Source organism: Pseudothermotoga sp. U03pept (assembly GCF_051235805.1).
Taxonomy (GTDB): Bacteria; Thermotogota; Thermotogae; order Thermotogales; family DSM-5069; genus Pseudothermotoga_B.
Genome location: NZ_JBPNXV010000002.1, coordinates 18,549 through 43,584, shown reverse-complemented (window position 1 = coordinate 43,584; position 25,036 = coordinate 18,549). Strand labels below are relative to the sequence as shown.

Genomic DNA, 25,036 nt, shown 5'->3' with positions numbered 1-25,036 from the left:
ATTGTATATTCGAGAAAAACTGCATTTTTCTTCAACAAGTACTTTCCAGGAGTACTTTCTGGCATTTATTATGTGTTTGTGAAATCGTATAATATATATTGGACAGCGCTGGACCGAACAACACACAGAGTACCACCGTACCTTGGCATAGGTCTACTCTCTTGGTCCAAGGTTTCTCTCCAGCAATACGATTTCAGTGTCTCCATATCTCTTTGTTTTGGCCAATGTGAACGTCACTGGCAAAACAAAGCCTTCGGCAACAGCCTTTTCAACGATGATGATCTTGCCTATTTCAGGTCTTTCAGAAAGCAGATCGAGAAGTCGCTGAACAAATCCGAGGTCATACGGTGGGTCGGCAAAGACAAAGTCAAAAGACTCGTCAGATGCTTTAAGAAATCTCTCAAAATCTGCATTCACTATCTTCAGATTTGCTTGCAACAACTTCGAGTTTTCAGAAGCTGTCTTCACCGCTTTTCTCGATATATCAACGGCGACAGCAAAGTTTGCACCACGGCTCAGCGCTTCCAAAGAAACAACAGCACTCCCGCAGAAAAGCTCCAAGAAACTTGCACCTGCAACTTCGATCATGCTGAAGATCGCTTGTCTTACAAGTGAAGTGGTATATCTTGTTCTACGATCAGGTACAGATTTGAGTTCTCTACCTTTGAAAATCCCACCTGTTATCTTCACTTTATTCTGACCTCACCAACTGTACCTTCTCTTTGATCTGCCTTAGATATTCTCCATCGAGTGGGTAGTACCTCAAAACGAGTAAGGCAATAGCAGTGGCAATTATGGGAACCAAGCTACAGAGCATTCTAAAACCGATAATGGCGCTGTTTGGTTGCGCATCGATTGGCAAGTTGGCATTATAGCCGCTGAGCGACAGAACAAGTCCCATCACCAAAGAATTGAGCGAGATTCCCAACCTGATAACCAAAGCATTCGCCCCGAAGTACATGCCTTCTCTTCTTTGACCTGTCTTGAGCTGATCTTCATCTGCTATGTCAGCGATCATGATATCGAGTATTATCAAAGGCCCGGCAAGTCCCAACGCCAAACTCGAAGCGAGTATAATTCCCTGAATGAAAGTTCTTATGAAAGCAAAGCCACTGAGCAGAACTGCCCACAGAATCATAGAGATCATCATTGTCCTTTTCGCACCAATCTTTGCAGTGATCTTCTGCCAAAGTGGTATCAAGAAAAATGTGACAACAAATATCGAAGCCAACAACAAACTTGTCTGGCTTTCACTTATCTTTAAAACATATTTCGCATAGAAAGGCAAAGCTGCCAGCAATGCGGTGTATGTGAACTGGAGGAGAAATGAAGCTATCACATAGGTGAGAAAGGATTTGTTGAAAAAGGTGAATTTGACCGCTTCGATTACGTTCAAACCTTGTTTCTGTGAGTATCTTGGGTTTTCCCTTATGCCAAGCAACGTCAGATAGAGAATCGTCCCACCAACAAAGGCAAAGATCATTCCCATCTTGTCCCAACCTAATTTCGCCGCGAGCATCGGTGGTAGTGCGATACCCAAAAGAAGTCCAGGAATACCCAATGCTTGTCTGAGCGCAGAGACTTTTGCCCTCTCTTTGAGTGTTGGGTACATCTCTGGAAAGAGCGCAGTCCAGTTCAAGATAACGATTGTATAGAAACTGTCAAAGAGAAAGATCATCAACAGATAGTACAAAACCAACGCAGTAGGTCTTGTCCCGTCGAAGGGTGGTGCCCAAAAAAGTGTAAAGACCAAAGCGAGGGGCAGAGAAAACCAAATTATGTACGGTTTTCTTCTGCCCCATCTTGTTTTGGTTATATCTGAAAGATACCCAAAGAGTGGATCGTTTATGGCATTCCAAAGACCATAAAGAATCATGACAATACTTATCATGTGTGGTGGCGCTTTGAGAACATCAACGTAATAGAAGATGGCAAATGTAGAAACTGTGTTTGAAAGAAGCGCAGAACTGAATGAACCGAGGCTGTAAACGAAGTCTTTCATCGTAACCCTCCTATTTCAGTTCAATGAAACTCTCGTTTGCCTCCAGAATCTCTTGCAGTAAACCTTCGACGTCTTCTACACCAGGTCCAAGTGGATGCAAAAGCATCGCTTTCATCGCCAGTGCTTTTGATCTTTTGAGATATGCCTCGATTGTCAGTCTTTCGTACATCTTTATCAGGTGAACCATTCCAAGTGCGAACTGGTCTGCCTTACCAAGGCTCACAGGAAAGACTTTGCCTGCCTTCACAAGACAGGGAATTTCAAGAACATAGTCACCGGGCACATCGCTTATCGCACCGTTGTTTCTCGTGTTCACAATGTGCACCGTGCCAGCAGACAACGCAAGATCTCTTATCAGATTTGCTGCGGCAGTCGAGTACATACTGCCGCCTCTTTGAGATAACTCTGGCGGAATATGGTTCACAGTCCTGTACAGTTCGAGCAAATCGCTTTCTATCTGTCTGACTCTTTCTGCACGTGTGCCTTCTTTTTTCAGTTTTTCAACCATCGTCTTTTTCATCAGATAGTACTTCAAGTAGCTGTTTGGGTACATACCAAGTGCCTCTAAAGATGCCTGCGGAAACTCCTGGGAAGGAATATTGGCAAGTTGCAGCTTCATTTTCTGCATCAGAGTCTGGGTCACTTCTTGGTCTTTCACATAGACCTTTTCAAGGAAGGTTAGATGATTCAATCCATAGTACTTAACGAAAACATCTTTCATCTCACAGTCACATATCTGAGAGATCATCTTCAACAAGTTGATTGGTATATTGCACAAGCCTATGAACCTCTCAAATCCCAAGTAGTTCAGGACAAATTCAGTGACATGCCCAGATGGGTTTGTGAAGTTTATGATCGTTGCCTTACTGTATTTGTCAACTATCTTCACATATTCTTCCACAACCGGGAAGGTTCTCAAAGCACATGCAAAACCACCCATACCTGTTGTTTCTTGACCAATCAAGTTGTACTGAAGCGGAATTTCTTCGTCGTTCTGCCTGGCTTTCAGTTGCCCAACTCTGAATTGAAAGATCACATAGTCTGCCCCTTCAACGGCTTCTTGGATTTGTTGAGTTTTCAGCAATTCGAAACGATCTGCTACGAGCCTTTTCGAAAACTGGTAGAGAATCTCGAGTTTATCTTTTGCCTGTGGAATGTCGTACAGTACAAGTTGGTCTACCTTGACATCTTTTGATATCTCAAGAATCCCGTTGATCAACTCTGGTGTGTATGTACTTCCACCGCCTATCACTGCTATCTTCACTTTTCATCACTCCAATGCTTCAGAAGATTCTCCAATGCATCCTTCTGAAAGCTGTACCCAGCCTTTTCGGCAGCTAATAAAATTGCCCCAAAAACTGGTGGCTGTACTGGCACGATGACTTGATGTTCCTTTCCCAGAGCAGATTCAATCATTCTAATCAGAATTTTGTCAGCCTTCTTAAAGAAACTTCCCTCCAACACCACCTTGATTGGTGGAGTGAGGTCAAGTTCCTTTTCGTAGATGTTCACTATCTTCAAAACCTCTTCTACGATCTGTCCAAGAATCCTCAGTGCAACATAGTCATAATTGTGCGCAGCTTCATACAAACTTTGAAACAACAAGATCATGTACTCAGCCATCTTCGATCTATCTTCTCCCATGTACTCATGGTACATGATTTCTTCTATCGATTGACCTATCTTCGATTCGAAAAGTTCCTGCATGATCGTGTGTTCGTCTCTACCGTCTTTTGATCTGACTATCGCCGAGGCAACCATACCTGCAATTATGTAAGAACCAAGCCTCTCACCGAAGAAACGCGAGAAACCTCCCTTGCGAATCATCTCCCTGCCATCGCATCCGTAAGTTATTCCACCGGTGCCACAGCTGATGAGTATTCCGATATCGTCAAGAGTGCCAGATCTGAGTGCGATCCTTCCATCGTTGTCGAAATCGTAATTTTCCAAACCAAGTCTTTCAAGTATCGATCTGACTATTTTGATCTCGTACTCCATATCTGCACCAGCAACACCAAAATAAGCGAAGGTGATCTCTTGCTTTTTCAACCCAGCCTCTTTCATGAGTTTGTTTATTGCATCGCTCAATATCTCAAATGCCTTCTCTACACCAACTCCTTGATAGTTGGCACCGGGTGCTCTGAGATGCGAAATCACTGTGCCTGAGTGATCAACTAAAACAAGATCTGTCTTACTGCCTCCAACATCGACACCCATGAAATACATGTAATCACCTCTAAAATTCAAGAGCCTCTGGAAAAACATGAAGCATTGAAGGTGGCAGAATTTTGAAGGTTTCAACCAACTTGCCGGGCTCTGGAGCATAGTGTTTTGCTCTTTCTGTCAAATAGAACGAAAGCATCTTCAGCGAGCTCTCATCAAACTGACTCTTGTGCTGAGAAAGTGCGAGTAATTTCCTTTCCATGTGTCTTTGTTCGACCTCGTAAAATGTGTTAGGGTGAGCAGTGTTGAAAAGCCCTACAGCCTGAAGTTGATGATCACAGGTTCCAGGGTAAAGCTTGGGCAGTCTGTAAAGACTGCTTGCTTGACACGCCGCAAAACCGCACTTGATATGGTCTGGATGAACTTCATATGGAAGAAATGGGTCTACGGTGAAAACCACATCTGGTCTGATCTTTCTGATCTGTTCAGTTACTTTTGATCTTACTTGCTCTATTGAATAATCGCCCAAATCTTCAAAACCAAGCCAGATCAACTCATGCACACCAAGGGTTTCTGCGGCCTTTTCTTGCTCTTTTTCTCTTATCTCTTTCAGTCTTTGACCAATCAATGATTCATCTTGTGAACCAGCACTACCATCGGTGACTGTCAAGTAAAAAACCTTCACCCCGAGTTCAGAAAGCTTTGCCACAGTTGCCCCCATGCTGATATCAGCGTCATCTGGGTGTGGTTGAACGCATAAAACTCTCTCACACTGCTCAAGTTTTGGAATGTTGAAGAACTCCTTCAGTTTCTGTGTCAAATTCTGCACACACTTCACTCCCTTCATTTTCTAATTGTATCCTAATTCGTGTATCAACCAACGATTGTATAATTCTCTGTGGAGGAATCGATATGACTCTGAGTACCTTCAAGTACATGTTGCTATTGCTGACTTTGCTTTTTGCAAAGATTTTCGCATTTTATTTCACAGTTCCCAATGCATTCAAGGTCTCTGTCGTTTTGAGTACCATAGCCTGGATTCTGCTTTTTTTCTTGATATTCACCTTCATCTTCAAAGAATGGCAATTTGGGCTTTACTGTGTTCTATCAATCGCTCTCTTTGCCGATTTTCTGTATTTTCAAAACTTTGGAACCTTGCCATCTGTGAGGCATCTCATCTTATTACCCCAAGTGGGAAAACTTGGTGCAAACATAAAGTATTTCACAAGCTTCCTATCATTGCTTTTCATTGCAGATCTAATACCACTCGGCATAATCGACAGAAAAAGATATCTTTCCATAAGAGACTCAATGCCCCAGACACCAAAGGGTCTTCTTTTGACTGTCTTTCTGTGTGCTCTCTTCGCGGTGGCTCCTCTTGTATCAGAAAAGCTCAAACCAAGCCAAGTCTTCAACAGATACGGTTTTCTTGCTTACCACATCTACGATCTTACCACCGCCTTCACCAAGCCAAAGGAGCAAAGCCCTACAGTTGTTAAAGAAAACACGCAACAACCTTTGAAGAGAAAGTTTTGGGCAATCGCTTCCAAAAAGAACGTCATAGTCATACAACTCGAGTCATTTCAAAACTTTCTGATCGGTATGACTTACAACGGTCAAGAAATCACACCCAATCTCAATTCCTTACTGCGCAGAGATTCAATCTACTTCAGCAATTATTACCAACAAACAGGCGCAGGTAATACCGCCGACGCAGAGTTTGTCTCTCTTGTTTCTCTGCATGTACCTGGTGAAGAAGTGGCTTATGAAAAATATGACACTATAGAGCTTTACGCACTTCCAAAGATTCTAAAAGATCACGGTTTTCACACAATCGCGATGCATGGAAATACCGGATGGTTCTGGAACCGCTCAAAGATCTACCCCAATATTGGCTTTGAAGAGTTTGTGAGTTTAGAGAAATTCAAACAAGACCTGGTTTTTGGTATGGGATTGAGCGATCTTTCCTTTTTCGAGCAAGCTGCCGAGATCTTGAAAGGATATCAAGAACCGTTTTTCTCTTTTCTGGTGACCATCTCAAGCCACACGCCGTTCACGTTGCCACAACAACTTAAGAGTTTTGAAGTCCTGCCAGAGCACGAGAACACAATCGTTGGAAATTACCTACAGGCAATACACTACGCAGATTACGCACTTGGCAGATTCATCGAGAAACTCAAAGAGAATGGATTGTATGATAGATCAATAATAGCGCTCTATGGCGACCATGCAGGGCTATATCCTTTCAACAGAGATGTTAAAGAGATCATGCCTCAGCTTTTGAAGAAAGATTACACCTACAGAGATGCTATGAACATACCTTTTGTCATTCACATACCCGGTAGTGGAATCAAAGAAACTGTAAAGACAATCGGCGGGCAGATAGATTTTCTACCAACGCTTTTGAACCTTATAGGTATTGATGATCAGAGATTTACATCTTTTGGAAGAGATTTGCTGAACACAAAGGAAGGATTTGTCGCCTTCAGGTATCATCTGCCCGATGGCTCTTTCATCGACGATGAAAGGTATTTCGAAGTATCCAAAGACGGTATACTGCAAAGCAGCATAGCAATCGACCTAAAAACAGGACTTTCTCTGCCTTATTATGAGTGTTTAGATGGCTACAAAAGGGCAATTCAACAAATAGAATCTTCTAAGCATATACTCAATTCATACATTCAAGCTGTTGCAACAGTTGAATAGATGATATCTCACTGCATCTTTGAAGGGTGAAAACACAGATTTCCTATGCATTCAAAGCCACTTTTTTCAAGAAAAGCTTCGAAGATATCTCGAGATTCCTTATGTTCACAGCTTTGAGAAATTTCTCTGGGTTGGAGAAAAGTTCAAGCTGGTTTGAAGCACAGAGTTTCAAATTGCTCAACGACACACCGAGCATCCTAACAGGTTCTCCATTGAACATCCCTTCAAGGAGTATTTCAACAACCTTTGAGAGCTTTGTGAAATCACTGCACCAATCCTTTAAAGTTTTAGAACAAGAGATATTTCCAGATTTCGCATATTTCAAGATCAACGAAATCGTCTTTGCACTGTAGCCTTCTCGAATCATCCTCAAAAAAGATCTGTACAAAAGATAAAAACCTATCTCTTTCAGCGTCACCAAATCACTCACATTAACATCCAAGGTCTTCATATGCCCAAAGCTCTTTGGTGGTTTTCTCTTGAAAAATTCCTTCCTGTCAAAGTCCTCTGCGAAAAGAGAATCAACCAGTTCATTCAACGCTTTGCAACCGAAACCTTTTCTCACAAATTCAACGAGTTCTCTCACAGAGTGTATATTCATCTTCTGCAAATAACTCTGCGTTTTAACACCTATTCCAGGTATTACAGATACCTCCAATCTTTCGAGGAAAGTTGCAACCTGGTCTTTTTGAACTATTAAAAACCCATCTGGTTTACTCATCTCGCAGGCTATCTTGCTCAAAACGGGGTTCGCAGCAACACCTATCGAACAGGTAAGACCATATCTTCTGTGAATATCTGCTTTTACCCTATGGAGTTTTTCAAAGGAGCACGGTATATTAAGATCTATGAAAAATTCGTCTATGCTGTAACGTATATACCTTGGGAATTCGCTATCTATCATGTTTTCTATACCCATAGAGATCGATTCATACTCAGCGAAATCAGCCTTAACTAATACAAGGTTTGGGCAGATCTTTCTCGCCATCTGTGGTGCCATGCCAACCTTCACGCCACATCTCTTAGCAAGATAGTTCACAGAAGACACAGCAGTCCTTTTGCCCCAGCCTATGATGGCAACAGGCTTGCCAATTAAAAAAGTATTTCTTGTGCATTCTATCATCGCAAAAAACGCATCCATATCCAAAAGTGCAACCACAGAGATACACCCAACCCGATTATAGTATATATAAGTATACTTGTCAACAAAAGTGTATCTAAATTCTTTTACCAACACCACCAGAATCTGTGATATCAACTTTTCTGCAGATTAGAAAAACGGTGCATTACAAACCTTATCGAGGCAATAACCATACCAAGACAGATCAGTCCAAAAAATAGGTATGCGTTGAAGACACCCGTTTTTTCTACGATAATTCCACCTACCGTTGATCCAATAAGTGGTCCAATCCCTTGGAGGGCTATCCAAAAGAGTGCTTGAGTGGAAAGAAGTTGCTGATCTTTGAGATTCTCTCTCATCAAACCAATGCAGGAGTAATAGATAACGATGAAGGTCCAGCCGTGAAGCATCTGCACCAAAACTAACCCCATTGCAGATTGAGTCAAAGGAACCAAAACCAATCTCAATCCAATGACAACAGCACCTGTTATGAACAAGATCCTCGTTGTCAACTTCTTTCTTATCCTCTCTGCAAAAAAGAGAAATGGCAATTCACTCAAAGCCATTAGTGAAAGAGTTGTACCAACGATCGAAAGATCATATGCCCTTTCTCTGACAACTATGGGCAGAAAAATGCTGTTAAAAAGGTTGAATCCAACACAAACCGTGACAATACCAAAGAGCAGTATGAAATTCCCTGGAACACGACCTGCAGACTTTTTTCTTGAACCTTCAATCCTTTCACGAAGGTGTCCAGAAAGCAATGATATCAAAAAGAGGATGCCGCAGAAAACAACAAAGAGCCAGATAAAACCAAATTTCACAATTCTTCCACCCAAGAAGGCAGTTATCGTATAACCAATGGTGCCCCAGATCCTTATCTTGCTGTAAGGTACCAACAACCTTTGAGAGAAACTGATCATCGTCGACTCCACAATGGGCAACAGAGAACCTTGAAAGAAAGTGAAAGCAACCATGAAGGTGAATTTAGTCGAAAAACCTTCAAAGAGAAAGATAAGCCAAAGCGAAACAATGGCACAAAACGAAAAGACTCTTATGAGTTTTCTTGCCGAAAGTCTTTTTGCAAGATCAAAATAGATGTAATTCGCATAAATCGATGTCAGAGGTGGCAAAGCCATCAGAAGACCTATTTGAAAGGGTGAAAAACCAACAACAGCAAAATACTGGCTCATCAACGATGAGCAAGCCAAAACCGAGTAGACGAGTGCTTCAACGATGCAAAGAAAATACATCCATAAACCCCTCTTTGTTTGTTGTACGAACGAGCAAGATTATACCATCGGCTGTTTAACAAGTCTTGAAGAGAGTATAATACCATTGAGGTGAACTGATGAAAACCTTGATTCTCTACGATTCTTACACCGGAACAACTGAAAAATGCGCCAAATTACTTGCCCAAGAACTCGACGATTTCGAAGTTGTGAATATCTCAAAGCAGAAAGTTCCATCACTTGAGATGTACGACTGTATCGTCCTGGGAACATATGTTCATGCTGGTAAAATCAGCAAGAAGATCCAAGATTTCTGTAGAAAGAATCTGGAGATTCTCAAAACCAAGAAGATAGGTATTTTCTTGTGCATGCTCCGTGGCGATGAAGGCATCGAAGAATACACAAGAGCGAATTTCAGTGAAGACTTGCTCAAAGCAGTTAAGATCAGAGAATACTTTGGGGGTGAACTGAACTATGAAAAGATGAACTTTTTCTACAGATTCATTCTCAAGCAAATAGAAAAGAAAACCAAGCCTCAGCTTGGTATAAAACCCGAAAGAATATCCAATTTTGCAAAAAGATTGAAAGAACTAAACGTGAACCTTTGAATGCTTTTTCTCTTTTTTGCTCTCTTCCTTCTCTACATTTGAACCTTTGAGCACCTTGATCTCTTTTTTGACCTGATTGAGCATCCTTTCAGATTCAGCTTCTCTCAAAAGTTCATCGATCCTTGCCTTTGCAATCAAATACTCCAACATAAATCCACCTCCGAAAAAATATTATCACAGTACCTCAAAATTGTCAATAGGTATCTTTGAAAAATTGAACCTTATACTTGATATCTACAAACCAAATGAGCACATACTCAATAATACTGAAAGTGTGTTGAAGAATTTTTATATGAGGTAAAGGATCATGGACAAATATTGAGAATGCAGTGGAATGTGGAGGTGAAAAGATGAGTAGATTTTCTTCACTCTGGTCTGTCATGATTTTAGGCACCTTGATAGTGCTTCTGATCTTCTTCTTGCCATATGAAAGATCTACTCGCACGAACAACGTTCAGTGGGTTGGATTCATCGGCAAGACCTCAAGAGACATCGCCTACAACCTGGCAGTTCTCAAAGATGGGATAATCACTGCTGGATGGAGCTCCTCGAGCAATGGTGATCAAAATGCCTTGTTGGTCAAACTGTCAAAGGAAGGTAAACTCCTCTGGCAGAAAGAACTCGGTGGAAGCGGTACCGACGGCGCCATGTGTGTAAAGGCAACAAGCGATGGTGGTTTTTTAGCGGCTGTGCTGAGCGATTCACAAGATGGAGATCTGCCAGTTCAGTTCGGTGGTCAAGATCTCTGGCTTCTAAAATACGACACCAATGGAAATCTTCAGTGGAAAAACTGTTATGGCTCCAAAGGATACGAAACAGCCTTTGATGTGCTTGAGGATGAAGGGTATCTTTTTGTGGGTTATACAACTCTCAGCGGTTCAGAAGATTTCTGGATCGTCAAAACAGATCTCTCTGGAAAGATGATATGGGAAAAAACCTTCGGTGGAAGTGATTGGGACTGTGCCTTTGGTGTTGCAAAACAAGATGATAGCTATATCATCGTGGGCATGACGCGGTCTTCTGATGGAGACGTTCAACACAACAATGGTTCGGCAGACATATGGTTGATCAAATTATCGAAAACAGGACAACTCACATGGCAAAAGACATTTGGTGGCAGCGACTGGGACCAAGCAACGAGTGTAATTAACACAAAAGACGGTGGCTTTGCCGTTGCCGCTACGAGTTGGTCTGAAGAAATGATCGGCAAGTCACGATCTGCAGATTTTGTTCTGATGAAATTCGACAAAGACAGCAATTTGACTTTTATGAAAACCTACGGCGGTAGCTCTGACGACATCGCTCAAAAGGTGATTGAGACCGAAGATGGCTATGCGTTGGTTGGGACCACATGGTCTGACGACGGTGATGTGAGTGAAAAACACCGTGGGAGTGACTACTGGTTCATCAAGACCGACAAAGCAGGCAACCTCACCTGGCAGAAGTGTTTGGGTGACGACATGGACGAAATAGCCTACACCTTGCAAGAACTCGATGAAACCTATTTGATAGCAGGTGTCTCTTACTCATATGTTGTTGGACTGAGGGCGAGATCTCACGGCGGTGGAGATATGCTGATAGTCAAGGTGAAATAGAACTGGCGTAGCGCCAGTTCATTTCTTGTATTTGGTGATCTGCCTGAGAAAGTTGTGTCTCCACTCTCTGTCCTTCTCTGACTCAACTCCCTTGACAGAGTATCCATCAACCACACCCAAAACCGCCCTGCCTTGATCTGTTTGCGCCACGAGTACCTGAAGTGGGTTTGCCGTTGCCGCAAAGATTCTGCACACTTCTTGCGTGTTTTTCAGTTGATTGAGAATATTGATTGGATAACCATCTTTGATAACGAGTACAAACAGGTGCCCTGCACCTATCCTTTTTGCATTTTCAATCGCCACGTTGACCAATTCTTGATCATTTCCTTCATATCTCACAAGGCATGGACCACTGGCTTCGTTGAAGGCAAGACCAAATTTGATGTTTGGATTAGTAGTTACGACAACTTCGTAGACGTCCTCTACCGTTTTGATAAAATGTGAATGACCGACGATCACATTGGCACCTTCTGGAATTTCAACTTGTACGACCTCAATATTCACACAACCACCCCCATCAAATAGACTCTAAAAGAGATTATCTCACACAAGAAGCGCAGGTGAAAACTGTATGGAAATTGTGGAGGGAAAGATTGAATATGTAGAAAACTTTGTCGATCTTGTGATCATGACAGGTGAAAGATTTCTCTTTTCGACCTTTGGCAAGAATCTCAGAAAAATGCTGCAAGTATTGTATCGATCAAGCAGCAACCTTTTCAGCCATGAATGTGCGATCTTCGCTATCGAGCAAAATGCCGTACTCGGCATGGCGCATGGTTATTCATATGACTATGCCAAAAGATGGCGTTTGAGAACTGGCAGACTGATTGTGAAACAGTTGGGACTGCTCAAGGTGGCAAGCCTGTTGAAGATCGACAGAGTCTTGGGCAAGCATTCACCTTCAGAGTTCTATCTGAGCAATCTCGCAGTCTATCCTCAGCACAGAAAGATGGGTGTTGGTAAGAAATTGCTTGAAACAATCTTTATGATTGCGCGCGCAAAGTTCTGCAACAGAGTAGTACTCGATGTAGAGGAAGACAATAAAACCGCAAAAATCTTCTACCACAGAATGGGGTTTGAAGAAATAACCGAAAATACAGTAAAGGTTGGTGGGAGACCATTTCATTTCATCAGAATGTCTTGCAAGCTTTTATGATACCTTAACGTTACTTTATTTGCAAGAATAGATCGACGTCGCATAGAAAAATTTCAAAAAGTCTGGGGTCAAAGTGTCCTTTTTCTTGTTCTTGCATTATTTGTACTGCATGATCAGCTTGGTAAGCTACTCTGTAGCACCTCTCTGAAGTTAGAGCATCGAACACATCGGCAATTGTCAGATTTTTGCGAATGTTCGCAAAGACTGAGCACTCGTTCTGCAGACCAGACGAAATAGACAATCAAGACCATGCTCATTACATCTGTGAAAATCATTTAATGTACACAGCCAGAAGAGTATTCATCACCTTGAGATCGTATCAAAGCCTCGATGCCAAGCTCAATCATTCAGCTTCCAAAGATTCTTTCAATTCCATCTTTGAGTTTTCTTTCTTCTTGCTTCCTTCACATCCGTTATCGAATAGCTCTACTTTTGCTCCACACTTATCACAATCGAGTTGTTCATCTTTGAGCGTAGCAGCAGAATAGTAGACACTTCCGCATTTGGGACATCTGTAGTACAAGAGACACACCTCCACAAATCAATAGCACAGAAAAAAACCGATAGTACACGAAGAGATTTTAGCCACGCAGTGTAAAATATACTGTATATTTTGCTTACAGATGTCTTACATGTTATAAAATTCAAAATAACCACTCTTGTGGAAAATTCACTTAGAGTCTCTCTAAGCACGTTTTGATGCAATAATATTCTGTGTAAAACAGGTATACCCATCGAATGTGAATGCACTATGCATCTAAGAAAAGTGGAGGTGATTTTATTTTCCCGAAACATACCTCTAATATGATGCTAACAACGACAACTGTCAGAAATTACCCTTCGAAGGAATCTGTATTAATAGGAAAAAAGACTGTGGGTCTTTGAAAAGTGAATAAATACTCAAACTCACAAAGTCATCAACCATTGTAGAAAACAACGGTGCAATTGGAACGATCGCACTAACTTTCTGCTGTTTTTAAAAATATCTTCAAACAAATTCTGAAGGAGGTGGATAGATGACTATCTATACCGATGCTTCATATTCCAACCAAACCAATGTCTTAGGTTATGCGTTCTGTCTTGTTGAGGACGGAAAAGTTGAGCATTTTTCTGACGCCTTCATCCTGAAAAACGGTAGTTCCACAATAGCTGAGATAATAGCGGTTACAAAATCTCTTGAGTACTGCTTAAAAAACAACATTCAAAACCCAGTGGTAGTTCACGACTACAATGAACTGCCGTTCTTCGCCTTTGGTTACAGAAAGTGTCCCCCATCGATGTACAAATTTGTCAAGACACTACAAAAACTCACACAAGAGGTTAAGCCAAGATTTCGAAAGGTGGAAGCGCACAAAGACGATATCTACAACAACACAGTCGACAAATTGGCAAGAGAAAAAATGCAAGAGTTCATCTCTCGACAGAAAAACAACAACCTCTGAGCTATTGAAGAAGAGTAACTAAAAAGTTCGTTGTCTTTATTTAACTAACAATTGTATCTTCTCGAGATTTTGTGATAAAGTAAGAGTAGATTAACAACAGCTTTGCAATGGAACCTTTTGTGAAAATTCAGCCAAGGGGGAAACATGAGATTAAGGGTCACTTTCAAAAGTTCTACGTGTTCTATCCCTATAAACTATCAATACCAGCTGTGCTCCTTTGTCTACAAAAGACTGAAGCACGTCGATGCAGACTTTGAGTCTTTCCTGCATGAAAAAGGGTATAAAAGGTCACTTCTCGGTGGGTGGGTTAAGTTCTATCTTAGTAAGGGAATTTCGTCAGATAAAGTAAGGCGACGTTTCTGTGTGTTGGCGCAGGAACATTATGTTAAGCCTCCACATCTGACATCATCTTGCAAAGTCGTGGTAATATGAACTTGGGGGGTATTCACTTGAGGGTAAGATTCGATTTCAAGATCAGAAGACTTCCAATCCTCTACAGGCATCGTATCATGTCACTAATAAAAGAAGCACTCTCTCTGTCTAACACTCCATACAAGTTTCTTCTTTATCCAGAGGACTTGAAACGAACAAAACCCTTCACATTCAGTGTTTACATACTCCCAGGCTTCGAAACCAAGCAAGAACGTTTCATCCTCGATCAAGATATCAGTTTGCAAGAGACAGTTTTTTATCCAAAGAGGGAAATCTCTTTGTTTGTGAGCTCTTCAGAACCCGAATTCATTGTGAATCTTTACAATGGTTTGTTGAAGTTGAGAGAATTCAAACTTGCCGAATTCTTGAGCCAGTTTGGTGAAGAGGAACCGGAATACATACATTTTGTTAGAGCGATTGTCTTGAACGAGAAAAGTATAACCACAGATGAGGCAGTTTTTGTGACCATGTCATCTCTGTCTCTTGAAGACGAAAACGATGAGCCGATTGATCTTTTGAAAGATGGTCAGATTGACGAGAACAGTCTTAAGAGGTTCAACTACCACTTGAATGTAGTGCAAGACAAAAGATTCAAAGACCTGAGAGGATATGGGTTGAAAAAGCCCCTCGAGCTTGTTCCAAAGAGAATGACCAAAAAGGTAGTTAAGCACGCTTTGAAAGGTTTTCGCGATCAGACTGGTAAGCCGTACATGTTTCTGACCACCTATCAGGGTGAATTCAAACTCAAGGGAGACGTTGAAGATTTGAAGCTTACTTACCAGGTAGGTTTGGGGCTTAGAACCGGTCAGGGATTTGGAATGCTGGAGGTGGTGTGAAATGAACTTCATAGAAATAAATCCCGGTAACTGGTTCTACAATCTCTCGGTAATAGGATTTTTAAAGGCTTTGTCTCATGAGAAGAGCAAAGAAAAGCAAGAAGTAAAGATCACGGATGACGGAAGAGTTCTGATAGACAGAAGCATATTCGATGAATCTCAATCTCACCCTGGAGTTCCAGAAGCTTTGGTGAGGTATGTGAATTACCTCTCAGAAGGTGAAAGCTTGGAAGATTGGTTTAAAAAAGGGAAGCAAGATAAAAGAAAAAAATACGAATCCCTCTACAACCAAATGGGGGAATTCGGCTATAGATTGGCCATGGCTTTTAACAAGCTCTTCAGAAGCAGGACACCGTACCAAAATATGGTTCAGGAAGGAGAAAACTTGGAATTTGTTCAGTTTGTGAAAAGCTTAAAGCAGATCTCAGAAAAGGATGATGGTGAACGATGCGGAATCTGCGGAAAGAAATGGTTTGTCCAAACTAACATAAGCCAAGATCTCAAAGACAGACTCTTTCGCTTTGCCTCGGTTCACTCTTCCGAACTTGGTCCTTCAATAGGAGAGTTTCCGAATTCCTTTTGGAATATGAGTACATCTTTCTTTGTCTGCCCATTTTGTGTGTATTTAATCATTCACAGTCACCTTGCGTGGATAGAACTGAACGAGCCAAGGGGGAAAAAGAGCATTTTCATAAATGCTCCATCCTTCAAAGTGATGTGGTACCTAAACAAATACGCGAGAACCATATACGGCAGAGAAAAAATCAAAGAAGTTAGACAGCTCTTGGGAATCTCATTAGTTGAACTCGCTTTGAGATTCAACATCCAGCTTGGAAAGTGGACTATGATGAACATAGAGGCAGTAGTCAAGTCAGGTAATGGCATTAGTTTCTTTTCTCTTCCATACAACACAATCGAGTTACTGCTTGACAGAAATATTGCTTCGTCTCTCTATGAGATCGGAAGCACAAACGTTCTGAACTGGGTCTTGGACGGTGAGTTTGACCGAATAATGAGAGAGGGAGAAATAACTTTCAGAGAAAACTTAGAGAAGTCTGACTCTAAGATGCTGTCTTACTCTCAAAAACTTTTTCACTTGTACACACTGATAATGGAGAGAACAAAAGGGGGGATCTTGGTGTGAATGGTTTGATCGACTTAAGCGCAATCGAGGAGAAACTGAAGCAGGGCAACGTAGAGCTCGACATGCTCAAAGAAGCTGTCCAACGTTACGAGGAATTGGGTTTGGAGCTGTTGAAGATTCTTGACTACGCGGTGAAATGCGCAAGCGGAGATGAAAGAGAGAAACTCGAAAAGCTCTACAGACAGTTCGCCCGTAAGAATTTGAGTGATTTGTGTGAAACCTTGAGGAAGAGGGGAAGAAGCCTCAGAACGAGTTCCCCTGAAGGTGTTTACAAAAGATTTTTCGACGAAGGACCAACTGGTTTGACATTCAGATTGCTGGAACTGACAAGGCTGGGGAAAAGAGAAGAGGTTTTCCATCTTCTGTTGAGGGAGTTTGTAGCTGCAGGTGAAGAGATGCCGTTCGAACTTGTGAAAGCTTTTGACCCTATCTATTCAACTGAGGTCTTCAAAACCTTCGTTTACTCGTTCCTGGGTGGTTTACTGGGACCAGTCTATGAATCGTCAACGGGGGGGATCAGTGATGAGCAGTCAGAATGAGAAGAATCTCAAACACATCACAAGCACGATTTTGTTCGAAGGATCTGCGCTGAATCGAGACGAAAAGATCGGTGGAAACATTCAGTCCATCAAGAAACTCAAGCAAGGGAATAAGACCGTCAGCTATATAGGCAAACCAGCCATAAGACACTATTTGTTTAAAACGTTAGTAAAAGGTGGTTGGAGACCAAGCGGTGTAACGGGAGAAGGAGAGGTTATTCAGTTCGATCTGTACAACGAGAACATACTCACTTCCCCAGAACTGGACGCGTTCGGCTATATGTTCACTTTGGAAGGTATTTCTCTAACCAGAAAAGCACCCGTCGGCATCACGAAAGCCGTTGGTCTGGACCCATACGATGGTGACATGGCTTTCTACGCAAATCACGATCTCGTGAAAAGAGCTATTTATCAAGGACAGAACGCCACACCGAATCCTTACAGCAAAGAAGAACATCTTTCTCTCTACAAAGTGAGTTTCACGATAGACACAGACACACTTGGAAAAGATGAATGGATCGTTGAGAAAGCAGAATGTGAAGATCAAAGTCTCAAAATTTGGCTCACAGGAACAGGAAAAAAGAATAAAGATCAAGCAGATGTTGAACTTAAAAACTTGTGGATGAATGCTGAGAATACTAAAAAGCCTGAATACTGTGAATACATGGTATCGGTGGACGATGAAATGTTGGGAGCGATTAGAGTGTCAAAGGTGGGAGGGAAAACCAGGTTAGTCTTTGAGCTTAATCAGGAGAAGAAAAAGGAGCGAATCCGACAGATTCTGGAGGCTATAAAGAATGGACTTTATGCGCAGTCGAGCAATGAAGTCAACACGATAGTTCCGTTGTTCATGGCTGCTGCGGCCGTGAAGGTACCCTCTCCGATATTCCATCCATTCATTGGTGCCTCCCGGACTGAAGATGGAAAGATCGAAGTCTTTGGAGTCCAAGACGCTCTGAAAAATGGTTGGATAGAAAAAGCTAACGGCAAGCCGATCGTATACTTGCAGTTCTGTGACAGATTGAGCGTGAAAGAAATTGAAGCTGGGATAGTTAAAATATGGGATGATTTCCTCAAAGAGATAGGCTTGTGAAAAGGTGGATCGGTGTCATGAACACGATAAAAGTCCTGAGGATCAAGATCTATCAACCACAAGCACACTATAGAGTTCCCTTCACTTACAAAAGAAGGCTCACATATCCTATACCGCCTTATTCGACCGTGCTTGGCTTGGTAGCCAACATGTTGGGTGTGAAAAACATACCTGGTCAGGAGGAACCGTGCGTTCACGAAAATTGTGATTGCATCTATCACAAATACAAAAGACTAAAGATCTCCATCTGTGGGAAATTCAAAGCAAAGACGACTGAGTACACGTGGCTCAGAAATCTCAGTAAAGATGCACATAAGGGTAGATTTCACCATCCGGAGAGCAGAACTGTAAGTGGTCATTTTGAACACATCGGAGGTCAGTTACCGTGCTACATCGATACTTTGAACGATGTTGAGATTTTGATCCATTTGTACCATCAAGACCCCAGCCTTTTGGACGTGATCAGAACGAGCTTTCAAGAGCCGAAAAACAAATCATCTGTTGTACATCTTGGAAGGTCAGAAGATCTCGTTGTTGTAGAAGAAATCAGTTTCGATGAGGTCGAACTTCGCCGGGTGAACGGCCAGTTCGATTATTTCTTCTGGGTTCCAGAGAAAATGCTTGCTGTGGGTGGAGATGCTTTCAACTCCGTTCAAGGGTTGGTCTACAACCTTCCTACTTTCTACAGGATAAAGAACGGAACAAGAGAGTTCGATTACGTTAAAGTCAAGCTGTGCGACGGAGACTTCGGAGGAATCGCAACCTACTTCGACTGCGCCGATAAAGTTCCTGTTTTCTTAGCAGATCCAGGGGGTGGCTGAAATGGATATTCATAAAGATCGAAAAATGATTCTGGCAAAATCTGCCAAGTCTCAATCGACTGAGATAACCCTTTCAGCACACGTCAGAGATGTATTGAGAGCCTTCGAAGTTCTAAAAGGCACTTTGAACGGGTTAGATGAGAATCTCGGCGATTTGGTGAGAATCGCGATTTTTTTGCATGACCTTGGGAAGGCTTTACCTGCCTTTCAGATCAGGCGCCTTCACAACAAGGAGTACGAACCTTGGGACGTTGTGTATGAGGTGCCACATTCTCTGTTTTCAATTTTTCTGACGGACACAAACGAGTTAAAAAGAGAGCTGGAGGACAAATTTGGGTTCGAATTCAACGATTTTTTCAATTTCTTGATTTCGTCAGTTGCTTACCATCACTGGAGAGATGGATACGAAGACTACCTTTTGTCGAGCCACCAAGAGTTGATAGCTGTCTGTAAAAAGCTTAAAGAGGAATGGGGAAAGCGTTTGCTGGAAAACCTTCGTTCAGAACTTCGTGACTTTCAGCAGTATCTCAGATTCATTGGAATCAACGAAGACTTTGTTGAAGCAATCTTGAATAAGAGAAAGCTCGTAAAGCTCGCCGTTCCTCCTTACACGTTTGATTACGAACCATTGAGAGATCAGATAAAGAAAGAGTGGATCATCATCTCCGGGATACTTCAAAGGTGCGATCACTTTGCATCGTGGTGCGAGGCTGAAGGAATCGATCAACTTGACAAGATCGAACAAAAGGTAGAGGTGAACGTGAGGAAAAATGTTGAAAGAAGAATAAGCTCGACTGCTTGGCAGTTCTCAAAAATTGGTAAGACAGTTGACAAGAACGTGATTCTCGTAGCTCCGACCGGGTACGGAAAGACCGAGTTCGCGTTTCTCTGGTCGAACTCTCAAAAACTTCTTTATACACTGCCCCTCCGTTCGGCAGTGAACCAGATCTACGAAAGGGCTACGAACATCTTTGGCAGGAACAAAGTCGGTTTGCTTCATTCCGATGCCGACGTTTACCTTCTCGAGAAGGACAGCGAAGTGGTTGATCCCATGAAAACATACGAGCTTTCGAGACAGCTTTCTCATCCTGTGATAATCTCGACTGGAGATCAATTCTTCCCCTATGCTTTGAGACCGCCAGGGTACGAAAAGATTTTCGTAACTCTTTCACACTCGCGACTCGTTATCGATGAAATTCAAGCCTACGATCCAAAAGCTTGTGCCATAATTGTGAAATTTCTGGAATGGGTACAAAAGATGGGTGGAAAGTTTCTCCTTGTGACGGCGACTCTGCCGAAGTTTGTGAAAGAGTACTTGGAAGAAAACGGCTTTATAGAGGGTGTGAATTTCCACGAAATAAACATCTATGAAGAGGAAAGAGGTTATTTCGAGAAGATCATCAAACACAAGATCAAGGTTGAAAGGATAAAGGGAAACAGTGGTGAAATCCCAGAAGACCAGATCAGGAGAATCATAGAAAAAGCCAAGGAAGGCAAGAGAGTTCTCGTGATCGTGAACACAGTGCGTTCGGCGAAAGCTATTTTCGAAAAGTTGAAAAGCTCTGCCGATGGATGCGACATCTTTTTGCTTCACTCAGAATTCACTTTCAACGACAGGAGGAACAAAGAGGAAGAAATCTTAGAAAACTTCAGGAATCCTAAACCAGTAAATGAAAGAAAGCCGAAGATCTTGGTGGCGACGCAGGTTGTGGAAGCTTCATTGGATATAGATGCGGACTGTCTTTTCACGGAGATCTGCCCGTTAGACAGCTTGGTCCAGCGAATGGGAAGAGTTGCAAGAAGATACATGTACATCAACGGGAAGGTAGTAAATAAAAGTGAACGTGACGGGCAGCAATACGATCTAGATGAAGAAAGAAGGTTCTATGGAAATGAACCCAACGTTTATATTTGGATGTTTGAAGAAAGCCATAGGTATGTTGTCTATTCCGAAGAACAAATTAAAAGAACAGCAAAGTGCTTAGGCTTGGATTCAAAAGAAGAGCAAGAACTTTCTGAATACCGTAAATATGAACTCGTTCGAGATTTTTATGAGCCTTCTGAACTGAAGAAATATCTCGATGAGTTTTACAAGACCATCGACATACTGAACGCCGGTTTTATGTCTGAGAGAAAGAGTGAGGCATTCCGAATATTCAGGGAAATTTACACAATACCCGTAATACCGGAAGGAAGGAAAGAAGAGTTCATTCGAGAGATAGAAGCGTACGTCGCAAAATATGGAGACAGCATCAGTTACTCAAGCTTCAAACAAGAGGTTTTGTCGGATTTCGTTGTCAATCTTGATGCCAGGAAGTACATGCATGAAGGGAGTACATTCATGGCTCCAGCTTCACGTTTTATTTATGAGGCGGAGATAGAGGATGAAAAGAAGAACAGGATCCTGAAATGGCTCGAAGGCGTGTACTTATGCTCAGGAAAATACGATCATGAGAAAGGTTTCTTACACGAGGGTAGGGAAAGCAATATCGTAGATTGACTCTGAAGCTGGGGGGGTGACCAAGATTTATGACAGAATCGACTTGCAAGCTTTAAGAATGAACGGAGTAAAGGTCAATTATCTTTACGTTTGCGAAAGAAAGCTGTGGCTGTTTGATAGAGGAATTCAGATGGAAAAGAACCACGAAAAAGTGCTTTTGGGGAAACTCCTCAGTGAGTATGCCTACCCAGAGAAAACGAGACGGGAGATTCTCATAGACGAACTGATAAAGATAGATCTGATGGATAGCGAAGAGATAAGAGAGATCAAATACAGCAATAGGTTGGCAAATGCGAACAGGATTCAAGTACTTTATTATCTGTATTATTTGAAGCTACTTGGTGTTCAGAGGAAGGGCGTCATTAATTATCCCAAGATGAGGAGAAAGGAAGAGGTTTCTCTCACACCAGAAGCTGAAGAAGAGGTGCAAGAAGCCTTGAAAAAGGTAGAAGAAGTTCTGAGCTCACGTAAGCCTCCTGTTGCCGTGAAGAAATCCTATTGCTCGAAGTGTGCATACTACGAATTCTGCTTTGGATAGGAGGGAAATCTTGAGCAGACCCTATTATATTTTCTCCAGTGGGCGAATCATGAGAAGGGAGAACACAATTTGCATAGAGAATGAGAAAGGAGAAAAGAAAGCATTGCCTATTGAAGATGTTGATTCTATTCACATTTTTGGTGAAGTCGAGATGAACACCAAGTTTTTAAATTTCTTATCTCAACATGGAAAACCCATTCACTTCTACAATTATTATGGCTTCTACTCAGGAAGCTTCTTACCAAGATCCAAGAATGTTTCTGGAGATTTGTTAGTAAGACAGGTTGAGTATTATCTTGACAACGAGAAAAGACTTTACCTGGCGAGCTCTTTCGTAGAAGGGGCAATCTTTCACATGTTGAGAAACCTCAGGAACTACCCCGATACAGAAGAACACATGGCAACTGTCATGAGCGAACAAGCGAAATTGTACGAGTATGGCACAATTGCCGAATTGATGGGATACGAAGGAAGAGCAAGAGAAGCTTATTATCAAGCGTTTAATGTGATTATGGACGGAAAGTTCGAGATGAGAAAAAGGGAAAGGAAACCGCCAACGAACCCGATCAACGCACTGATATCGTTTGGTAACTCGATGATGTACTCAACCGTTCTCTCAGAGATATACAAAACGGAGCTGAATCCAACTATAAGTTATCTTCATGAGCCAAGAGAAAAAAGGTTTTCTCTGAGTCTCGACATATCTGAGATATTCAAGCCGTTGATAGTTGACCCAGTCATCTTCAAGATGGTAAACAATAACATGTTCAAGGAGGAGGATTTTGACAAAGAAGTTGATTTTTGCTACCTAAGTGAATCAGGAAGAAAGAAGTTTCTGAAGGAATTCGAGGAAAAACTCGAGACCACCCTTAAACACAGAAGACTTAAGAGGAGTGTCTCATACAGGACATTGATTCGCCTCGAATGCTACAAACTGATAAAGCACCTTCTTGGTGATGAGCTTTATAAACCGCTGAAGGCGTGGTGGTGATGGCGTACTTCATTGTTACCTACGATGTTTCAGAATCCAGAGTAAACAAGGTCAGGAAAATCTTAAAGAAGTATTTCATGTGGGTCCAGAATTCCGTGTTCGAAGGTGAGATTAACTACGGTAAGCTCGAGCAATGCAAGCGGGAACTAATGAAAATCATAAACTGCGAGGAAGATTCAATATATTTCTACGAAGTCGGCTACCCTAAGAATCTCACCAAACAGATAATAGGTCTGGAAAAGGAACTAACAGATAACTTTTTGTGATGTCATAGACGCTGCAGCGAAGCTACTTTGAATTCCGAATTTATCTAATGAGGAACTGATCTGGGCAGAGCAATGATTTCACGGAAAAGGATGATCGACAACCTGGACATCGCTGCAAATTACCTTGATTACCGAGACACGTTGACATGTCCCAAAAGATCTTTCTATGAAGCTTTCTGTCTTGTGTTTTGCATGTTGTGTTATTCTTCAAAATAACATGGTTTCATCTGAACTATGTGGGATATAAACCAGAAAGAGCAGAAGACGGCACAATGTACATAAGTTTGTTTCATCTGAACTATGTGGGATATAAACGAGAGGGAACCAAACAGTGTTGTTTGTTGTGTACTCGTTTCATCTGAACTATGTGGGATATAAACAAACTATGAGGGGGAAAAAGTTTATCGACTTCCCCCGTTTCATCTGAACTATGTGGGATATAAACAGTCTTTGCGAAAGCGTAATTGACAAACGGCGTAAAGTTTCATCTGAACTATGTGGGATATAAACAATTTTCGAAAAAGACGGAACCGACAGGCATGACTCCAGTTTCATCTGAACTATGTGGGATATAAACCAATACAACATTTTCAGCCTCTCTCCGACAAGTGACGTTTCATCTGAACTATGTGGGATATAAACTTGGCGGAACGGTTAACAACAACACAGTTAGCATCCCAGTTTCATCTGAACTATGTGGGATATAAACTTTGAGCATGAATTCTACATCGTTGACGACATCAACGGTTTCATCTGAACTATGTGGGATATAAACCTTTTTAACATTAGCAAACTCAAACGGTGATGGATTGTTTCATCTGAACTATGTGGGATATAAACCGGAATTATTCTCCGGAACAGAGTTTTCACCCAACCCCGTTTCATCTGAACTATGTGGGATATAAACTCGGCTTGGTCAAACGTCGTGCAAACGCAAATCTTCGTTTCATCTGAACTATGTGGGATATAAACCTGGTTTTTCGAAGTAGTCGCTTGTGGGTTCCTTTTAGTTTCATCTGAACTATGTGGGATATAAACGAGGAGTTTACACCGACTGAGTTAGAGGAGGAGTTGGGTTTCATCTGAACTATGTGGGATATAAACGACGCAAAGTACTCTTCATCTCCGAGCTCAACGTGGTAGTTTCATCTGAACTATGTGGGATATAAACGTCGTCGTAATGCGGTTCGTTGTAGTACCCGCGTTCAGTTTCATCTGAACTATGTGGGATATAAACGTTGTAGAACGCGTTTGCATAGTTGACAGAGCTATAGTGTTTCATCTGAACTATGTGGGATATAAACCTCGTTGCGGTCGCGATCGCATAGTCAATCGAGCTTGCGTTTCATCTGAACTATGTGGGATATAAACCTGGTAACGGTATTGTAACGGTATTGGGAACACACGGTTTCATCTGAACTATGTGGGATATAAACGAGCGGCATCGAGCCGCTCAGGGCAGGACAGTCAGAGTTTCATCTGAACTATGTGGGATATAAACAAATAAAACCGCCCGGGTACCGTATACGCGTGCGACACGTTTCATCTGAACTATGTGGGATATAAACGTACTGTGCTAAGATGTAGTCGTCAAATGAATGAGGGTTTCATCTGAACTATGTGGGATATAAACAGGGTCACTTTGATTAGAGGGAGTTTAAGAGAGCTGTGTTTCATCTGAACTATGTGGGATATAAACAAGAATCTTTATGCTATCACAGAATCAATTGCAAAGGTTTCATCTGAACTATGTGGGATATAAACGAAGCAAAGTTCAGCGAGGAGGTGGAAACAGTGGAGTGTTTCATCTGAACTATGTGGGATATAAACCAGCCCGGTGAGTGGCAGAGTT

Annotated in this window: 25 protein-coding genes and 1 CRISPR repeat array (1 of these 26 running past the window's edge); of the genes, 14 read left to right on the top strand and 11 right to left on the bottom strand. The window is 41.9% G+C overall.

The window, feature by feature from the left end; genetic code table 11:
* Positions 1 to 153 precede the first annotated feature (153 nt).
* From rsmD to ACSFC1_RS10120, 5 genes are read right to left on the bottom strand one after another with little or no spacing between them, the layout of a single operon-like run.
* Positions 154 to 690: a 16S rRNA (guanine(966)-N(2))-methyltransferase RsmD gene (rsmD, locus tag ACSFC1_RS10140; protein ID WP_435566065.1), complete on the bottom strand. Its 537-nt coding sequence runs from the start codon at positions 688 to 690 to the stop codon at positions 154 to 156.
* A gap of 1 nt (position 691) precedes the next feature.
* Positions 692 to 2,002: an MFS transporter gene (locus ACSFC1_RS10135; protein WP_435566064.1), complete on the bottom strand. Its 1,311-nt coding sequence runs from the start codon at positions 2,000 to 2,002 to the stop codon at positions 692 to 694.
* A gap of 10 nt (positions 2,003 to 2,012) precedes the next feature.
* A complete protein-coding gene (locus ACSFC1_RS10130) occupies positions 2,013 to 3,266 on the bottom strand; it encodes a 6-phospho-beta-glucosidase (protein ID WP_435566063.1) in 1,254 nt (417 codons plus the stop codon).
* Positions 3,263 to 4,228 (bottom strand): N-acetylglucosamine kinase, encoded by a 966-nt coding sequence (locus ACSFC1_RS10125; protein ID WP_435566062.1) that lies wholly within the window; start codon positions 4,226 to 4,228, stop codon positions 3,263 to 3,265. Before ACSFC1_RS10125 ends, ACSFC1_RS10130 begins: the two co-directional genes overlap by 4 nt.
* 10 nt (positions 4,229 to 4,238) lie before the next feature.
* A complete protein-coding gene (locus ACSFC1_RS10120; protein WP_435566061.1) occupies positions 4,239 to 4,994 on the bottom strand; it encodes a PIG-L deacetylase family protein in 756 nt (251 codons plus the stop codon).
* Between the two features lie 83 nt (positions 4,995 to 5,077).
* On the opposite strand from ACSFC1_RS10120, the gene ACSFC1_RS10115 reads away from it, so the two are divergent.
* Positions 5,078 to 6,871, top strand: a complete 1,794-nt coding sequence (locus ACSFC1_RS10115; protein ID WP_435566060.1) for an LTA synthase family protein — start codon at positions 5,078 to 5,080, stop codon at positions 6,869 to 6,871.
* A 43-nt stretch (positions 6,872 to 6,914) separates the two neighbouring features.
* On the opposite strand, the gene ACSFC1_RS10110 is transcribed toward ACSFC1_RS10115, so the two are convergent.
* Together ACSFC1_RS10110 and ACSFC1_RS10105 are read right to left on the bottom strand one after the other, a co-directional pair.
* On the bottom strand, positions 6,915 to 8,030 hold the full coding sequence (locus ACSFC1_RS10110; RefSeq protein ID WP_435566059.1) for a DNA polymerase Y family protein: 1,116 nt from the start codon (positions 8,028 to 8,030) through the stop codon (positions 6,915 to 6,917).
* A 95-nt stretch (positions 8,031 to 8,125) separates the two neighbouring features.
* On the bottom strand, positions 8,126 to 9,244 hold the full coding sequence (locus ACSFC1_RS10105; RefSeq protein ID WP_435566058.1) for an MFS transporter: 1,119 nt from the start codon (positions 9,242 to 9,244) through the stop codon (positions 8,126 to 8,128).
* A 98-nt stretch (positions 9,245 to 9,342) separates the two neighbouring features.
* On the opposite strand from ACSFC1_RS10105, the gene ACSFC1_RS10100 reads away from it, so the two are divergent.
* On the top strand, positions 9,343 to 9,831 hold the full coding sequence (locus ACSFC1_RS10100) for a flavodoxin domain-containing protein (RefSeq protein WP_435566057.1): 489 nt from the start codon (positions 9,343 to 9,345) through the stop codon (positions 9,829 to 9,831).
* On the opposite strand, the gene ACSFC1_RS10095 is transcribed toward ACSFC1_RS10100, so the two are convergent.
* A complete protein-coding gene (locus ACSFC1_RS10095; RefSeq protein WP_435566056.1) occupies positions 9,814 to 9,981 on the bottom strand; it encodes a hypothetical protein in 168 nt (55 codons plus the stop codon). The genes ACSFC1_RS10100 and ACSFC1_RS10095 overlap by 18 nt on opposite strands.
* A 200-nt stretch (positions 9,982 to 10,181) precedes the next feature.
* On the opposite strand from ACSFC1_RS10095, the gene ACSFC1_RS10090 reads away from it, so the two are divergent.
* Positions 10,182 to 11,426 carry a hypothetical protein gene (locus tag ACSFC1_RS10090; protein WP_435566055.1) on the top strand — a complete coding sequence of 415 codons (1,245 nt, stop codon included), beginning with the start codon at positions 10,182 to 10,184 and terminating at the stop codon, positions 11,424 to 11,426.
* 18 nt (positions 11,427 to 11,444) lie between these two features.
* On the opposite strand, the gene ACSFC1_RS10085 is transcribed toward ACSFC1_RS10090, so the two are convergent.
* Positions 11,445 to 11,930, bottom strand: a complete 486-nt coding sequence (locus ACSFC1_RS10085; protein ID WP_435566054.1) for an adenosine-specific kinase — start codon at positions 11,928 to 11,930, stop codon at positions 11,445 to 11,447.
* A 67-nt stretch (positions 11,931 to 11,997) separates the two neighbouring features.
* On the opposite strand from ACSFC1_RS10085, the gene ACSFC1_RS10080 reads away from it, so the two are divergent.
* Complete coding sequence (locus ACSFC1_RS10080; protein ID WP_435566053.1) at positions 11,998 to 12,582, top strand: GNAT family N-acetyltransferase; 585 nt, start codon at positions 11,998 to 12,000, stop codon at positions 12,580 to 12,582.
* A 10-nt stretch (positions 12,583 to 12,592) separates the two neighbouring features.
* Here ACSFC1_RS10080 and ACSFC1_RS10075 read toward each other — a convergent pair whose 3' ends face one another.
* Together ACSFC1_RS10075 and ACSFC1_RS10070 are read right to left on the bottom strand one after the other, a co-directional pair.
* Positions 12,593 to 12,823, bottom strand: a complete 231-nt coding sequence (locus ACSFC1_RS10075) for an HD domain-containing phosphohydrolase (RefSeq protein WP_435566052.1) — start codon at positions 12,821 to 12,823, stop codon at positions 12,593 to 12,595.
* A 102-nt stretch (positions 12,824 to 12,925) separates the two neighbouring features.
* A complete protein-coding gene (locus ACSFC1_RS10070; protein ID WP_435566051.1) occupies positions 12,926 to 13,105 on the bottom strand; it encodes a hypothetical protein in 180 nt (59 codons plus the stop codon).
* Positions 13,106 to 13,598: 493 nt separating this feature from the next.
* On the opposite strand from ACSFC1_RS10070, the gene ACSFC1_RS10065 reads away from it, so the two are divergent.
* The 10 genes from ACSFC1_RS10065 to cas2 all read left to right on the top strand — a co-directional run bounded on the left by ACSFC1_RS10065 (position 13,599) and on the right by cas2 (position 23,184).
* Positions 13,599 to 14,024 carry an RNase H family protein gene (locus tag ACSFC1_RS10065; RefSeq protein ID WP_435566050.1) on the top strand — a complete coding sequence of 142 codons (426 nt, stop codon included), beginning with the start codon at positions 13,599 to 13,601 and terminating at the stop codon, positions 14,022 to 14,024.
* Positions 14,025 to 14,473: 449 nt separating this feature from the next.
* The gene (gene cas6 / locus ACSFC1_RS10060) at positions 14,474 to 15,292 is read left to right on the top strand and encodes a CRISPR-associated endoribonuclease Cas6 (protein ID WP_435566049.1); all 819 of its coding nucleotides are present in this window, start codon (positions 14,474 to 14,476) and stop codon (positions 15,290 to 15,292) included.
* Position 15,293: 1 nt separating this feature from the next.
* Positions 15,294 to 16,436: a hypothetical protein gene (locus ACSFC1_RS10055; RefSeq protein ID WP_435566048.1), complete on the top strand. Its 1,143-nt coding sequence runs from the start codon at positions 15,294 to 15,296 to the stop codon at positions 16,434 to 16,436.
* Complete coding sequence (locus tag ACSFC1_RS10050; protein WP_435566047.1) at positions 16,433 to 16,975, top strand: hypothetical protein; 543 nt, start codon at positions 16,433 to 16,435, stop codon at positions 16,973 to 16,975. Before ACSFC1_RS10055 ends, ACSFC1_RS10050 begins: the two co-directional genes overlap by 4 nt.
* Positions 16,959 to 18,068, top strand: coding sequence for a type I-B CRISPR-associated protein Cas7/Cst2/DevR (gene cas7i, locus ACSFC1_RS10045; protein ID WP_435566046.1), 1,110 nt, complete (start codon positions 16,959 to 16,961; stop codon positions 18,066 to 18,068). The genes ACSFC1_RS10050 and cas7i overlap by 17 nt, the downstream gene beginning before the upstream one ends.
* Positions 18,065 to 18,889 (top strand): type I-B CRISPR-associated protein Cas5b, encoded by an 825-nt coding sequence (gene cas5b / locus ACSFC1_RS10040; RefSeq protein ID WP_435566045.1) that lies wholly within the window; start codon positions 18,065 to 18,067, stop codon positions 18,887 to 18,889. The genes cas7i and cas5b overlap by 4 nt, the downstream gene beginning before the upstream one ends.
* Before the next feature lies 1 nt (position 18,890).
* The gene (gene cas3, locus ACSFC1_RS10035; protein WP_435566044.1) at positions 18,891 to 21,389 is read left to right on the top strand and encodes a CRISPR-associated helicase Cas3'; all 2,499 of its coding nucleotides are present in this window, start codon (positions 18,891 to 18,893) and stop codon (positions 21,387 to 21,389) included.
* A gap of 16 nt (positions 21,390 to 21,405) precedes the next feature.
* On the top strand, positions 21,406 to 21,927 hold the full coding sequence (gene cas4 / locus ACSFC1_RS10030; protein WP_435566043.1) for a CRISPR-associated protein Cas4: 522 nt from the start codon (positions 21,406 to 21,408) through the stop codon (positions 21,925 to 21,927).
* Complete coding sequence (cas1b, locus tag ACSFC1_RS10025; RefSeq protein WP_435566042.1) at positions 21,899 to 22,918, top strand: type I-B CRISPR-associated endonuclease Cas1b; 1,020 nt, start codon at positions 21,899 to 21,901, stop codon at positions 22,916 to 22,918. The genes cas4 and cas1b overlap by 29 nt, the downstream gene beginning before the upstream one ends.
* The gene (gene cas2, locus ACSFC1_RS10020) at positions 22,918 to 23,184 is read left to right on the top strand and encodes a CRISPR-associated endonuclease Cas2 (protein ID WP_435566041.1); all 267 of its coding nucleotides are present in this window, start codon (positions 22,918 to 22,920) and stop codon (positions 23,182 to 23,184) included. Before cas1b ends, cas2 begins: the two co-directional genes overlap by 1 nt.
* A 220-nt stretch (positions 23,185 to 23,404) precedes the next feature.
* A CRISPR array of direct repeats spans positions 23,405 to 25,036; the repeat unit is 29 nt; unit sequence GTTTCATCTGAACTATGTGGGATATAAAC; it runs 2,428 nt beyond the window's last position.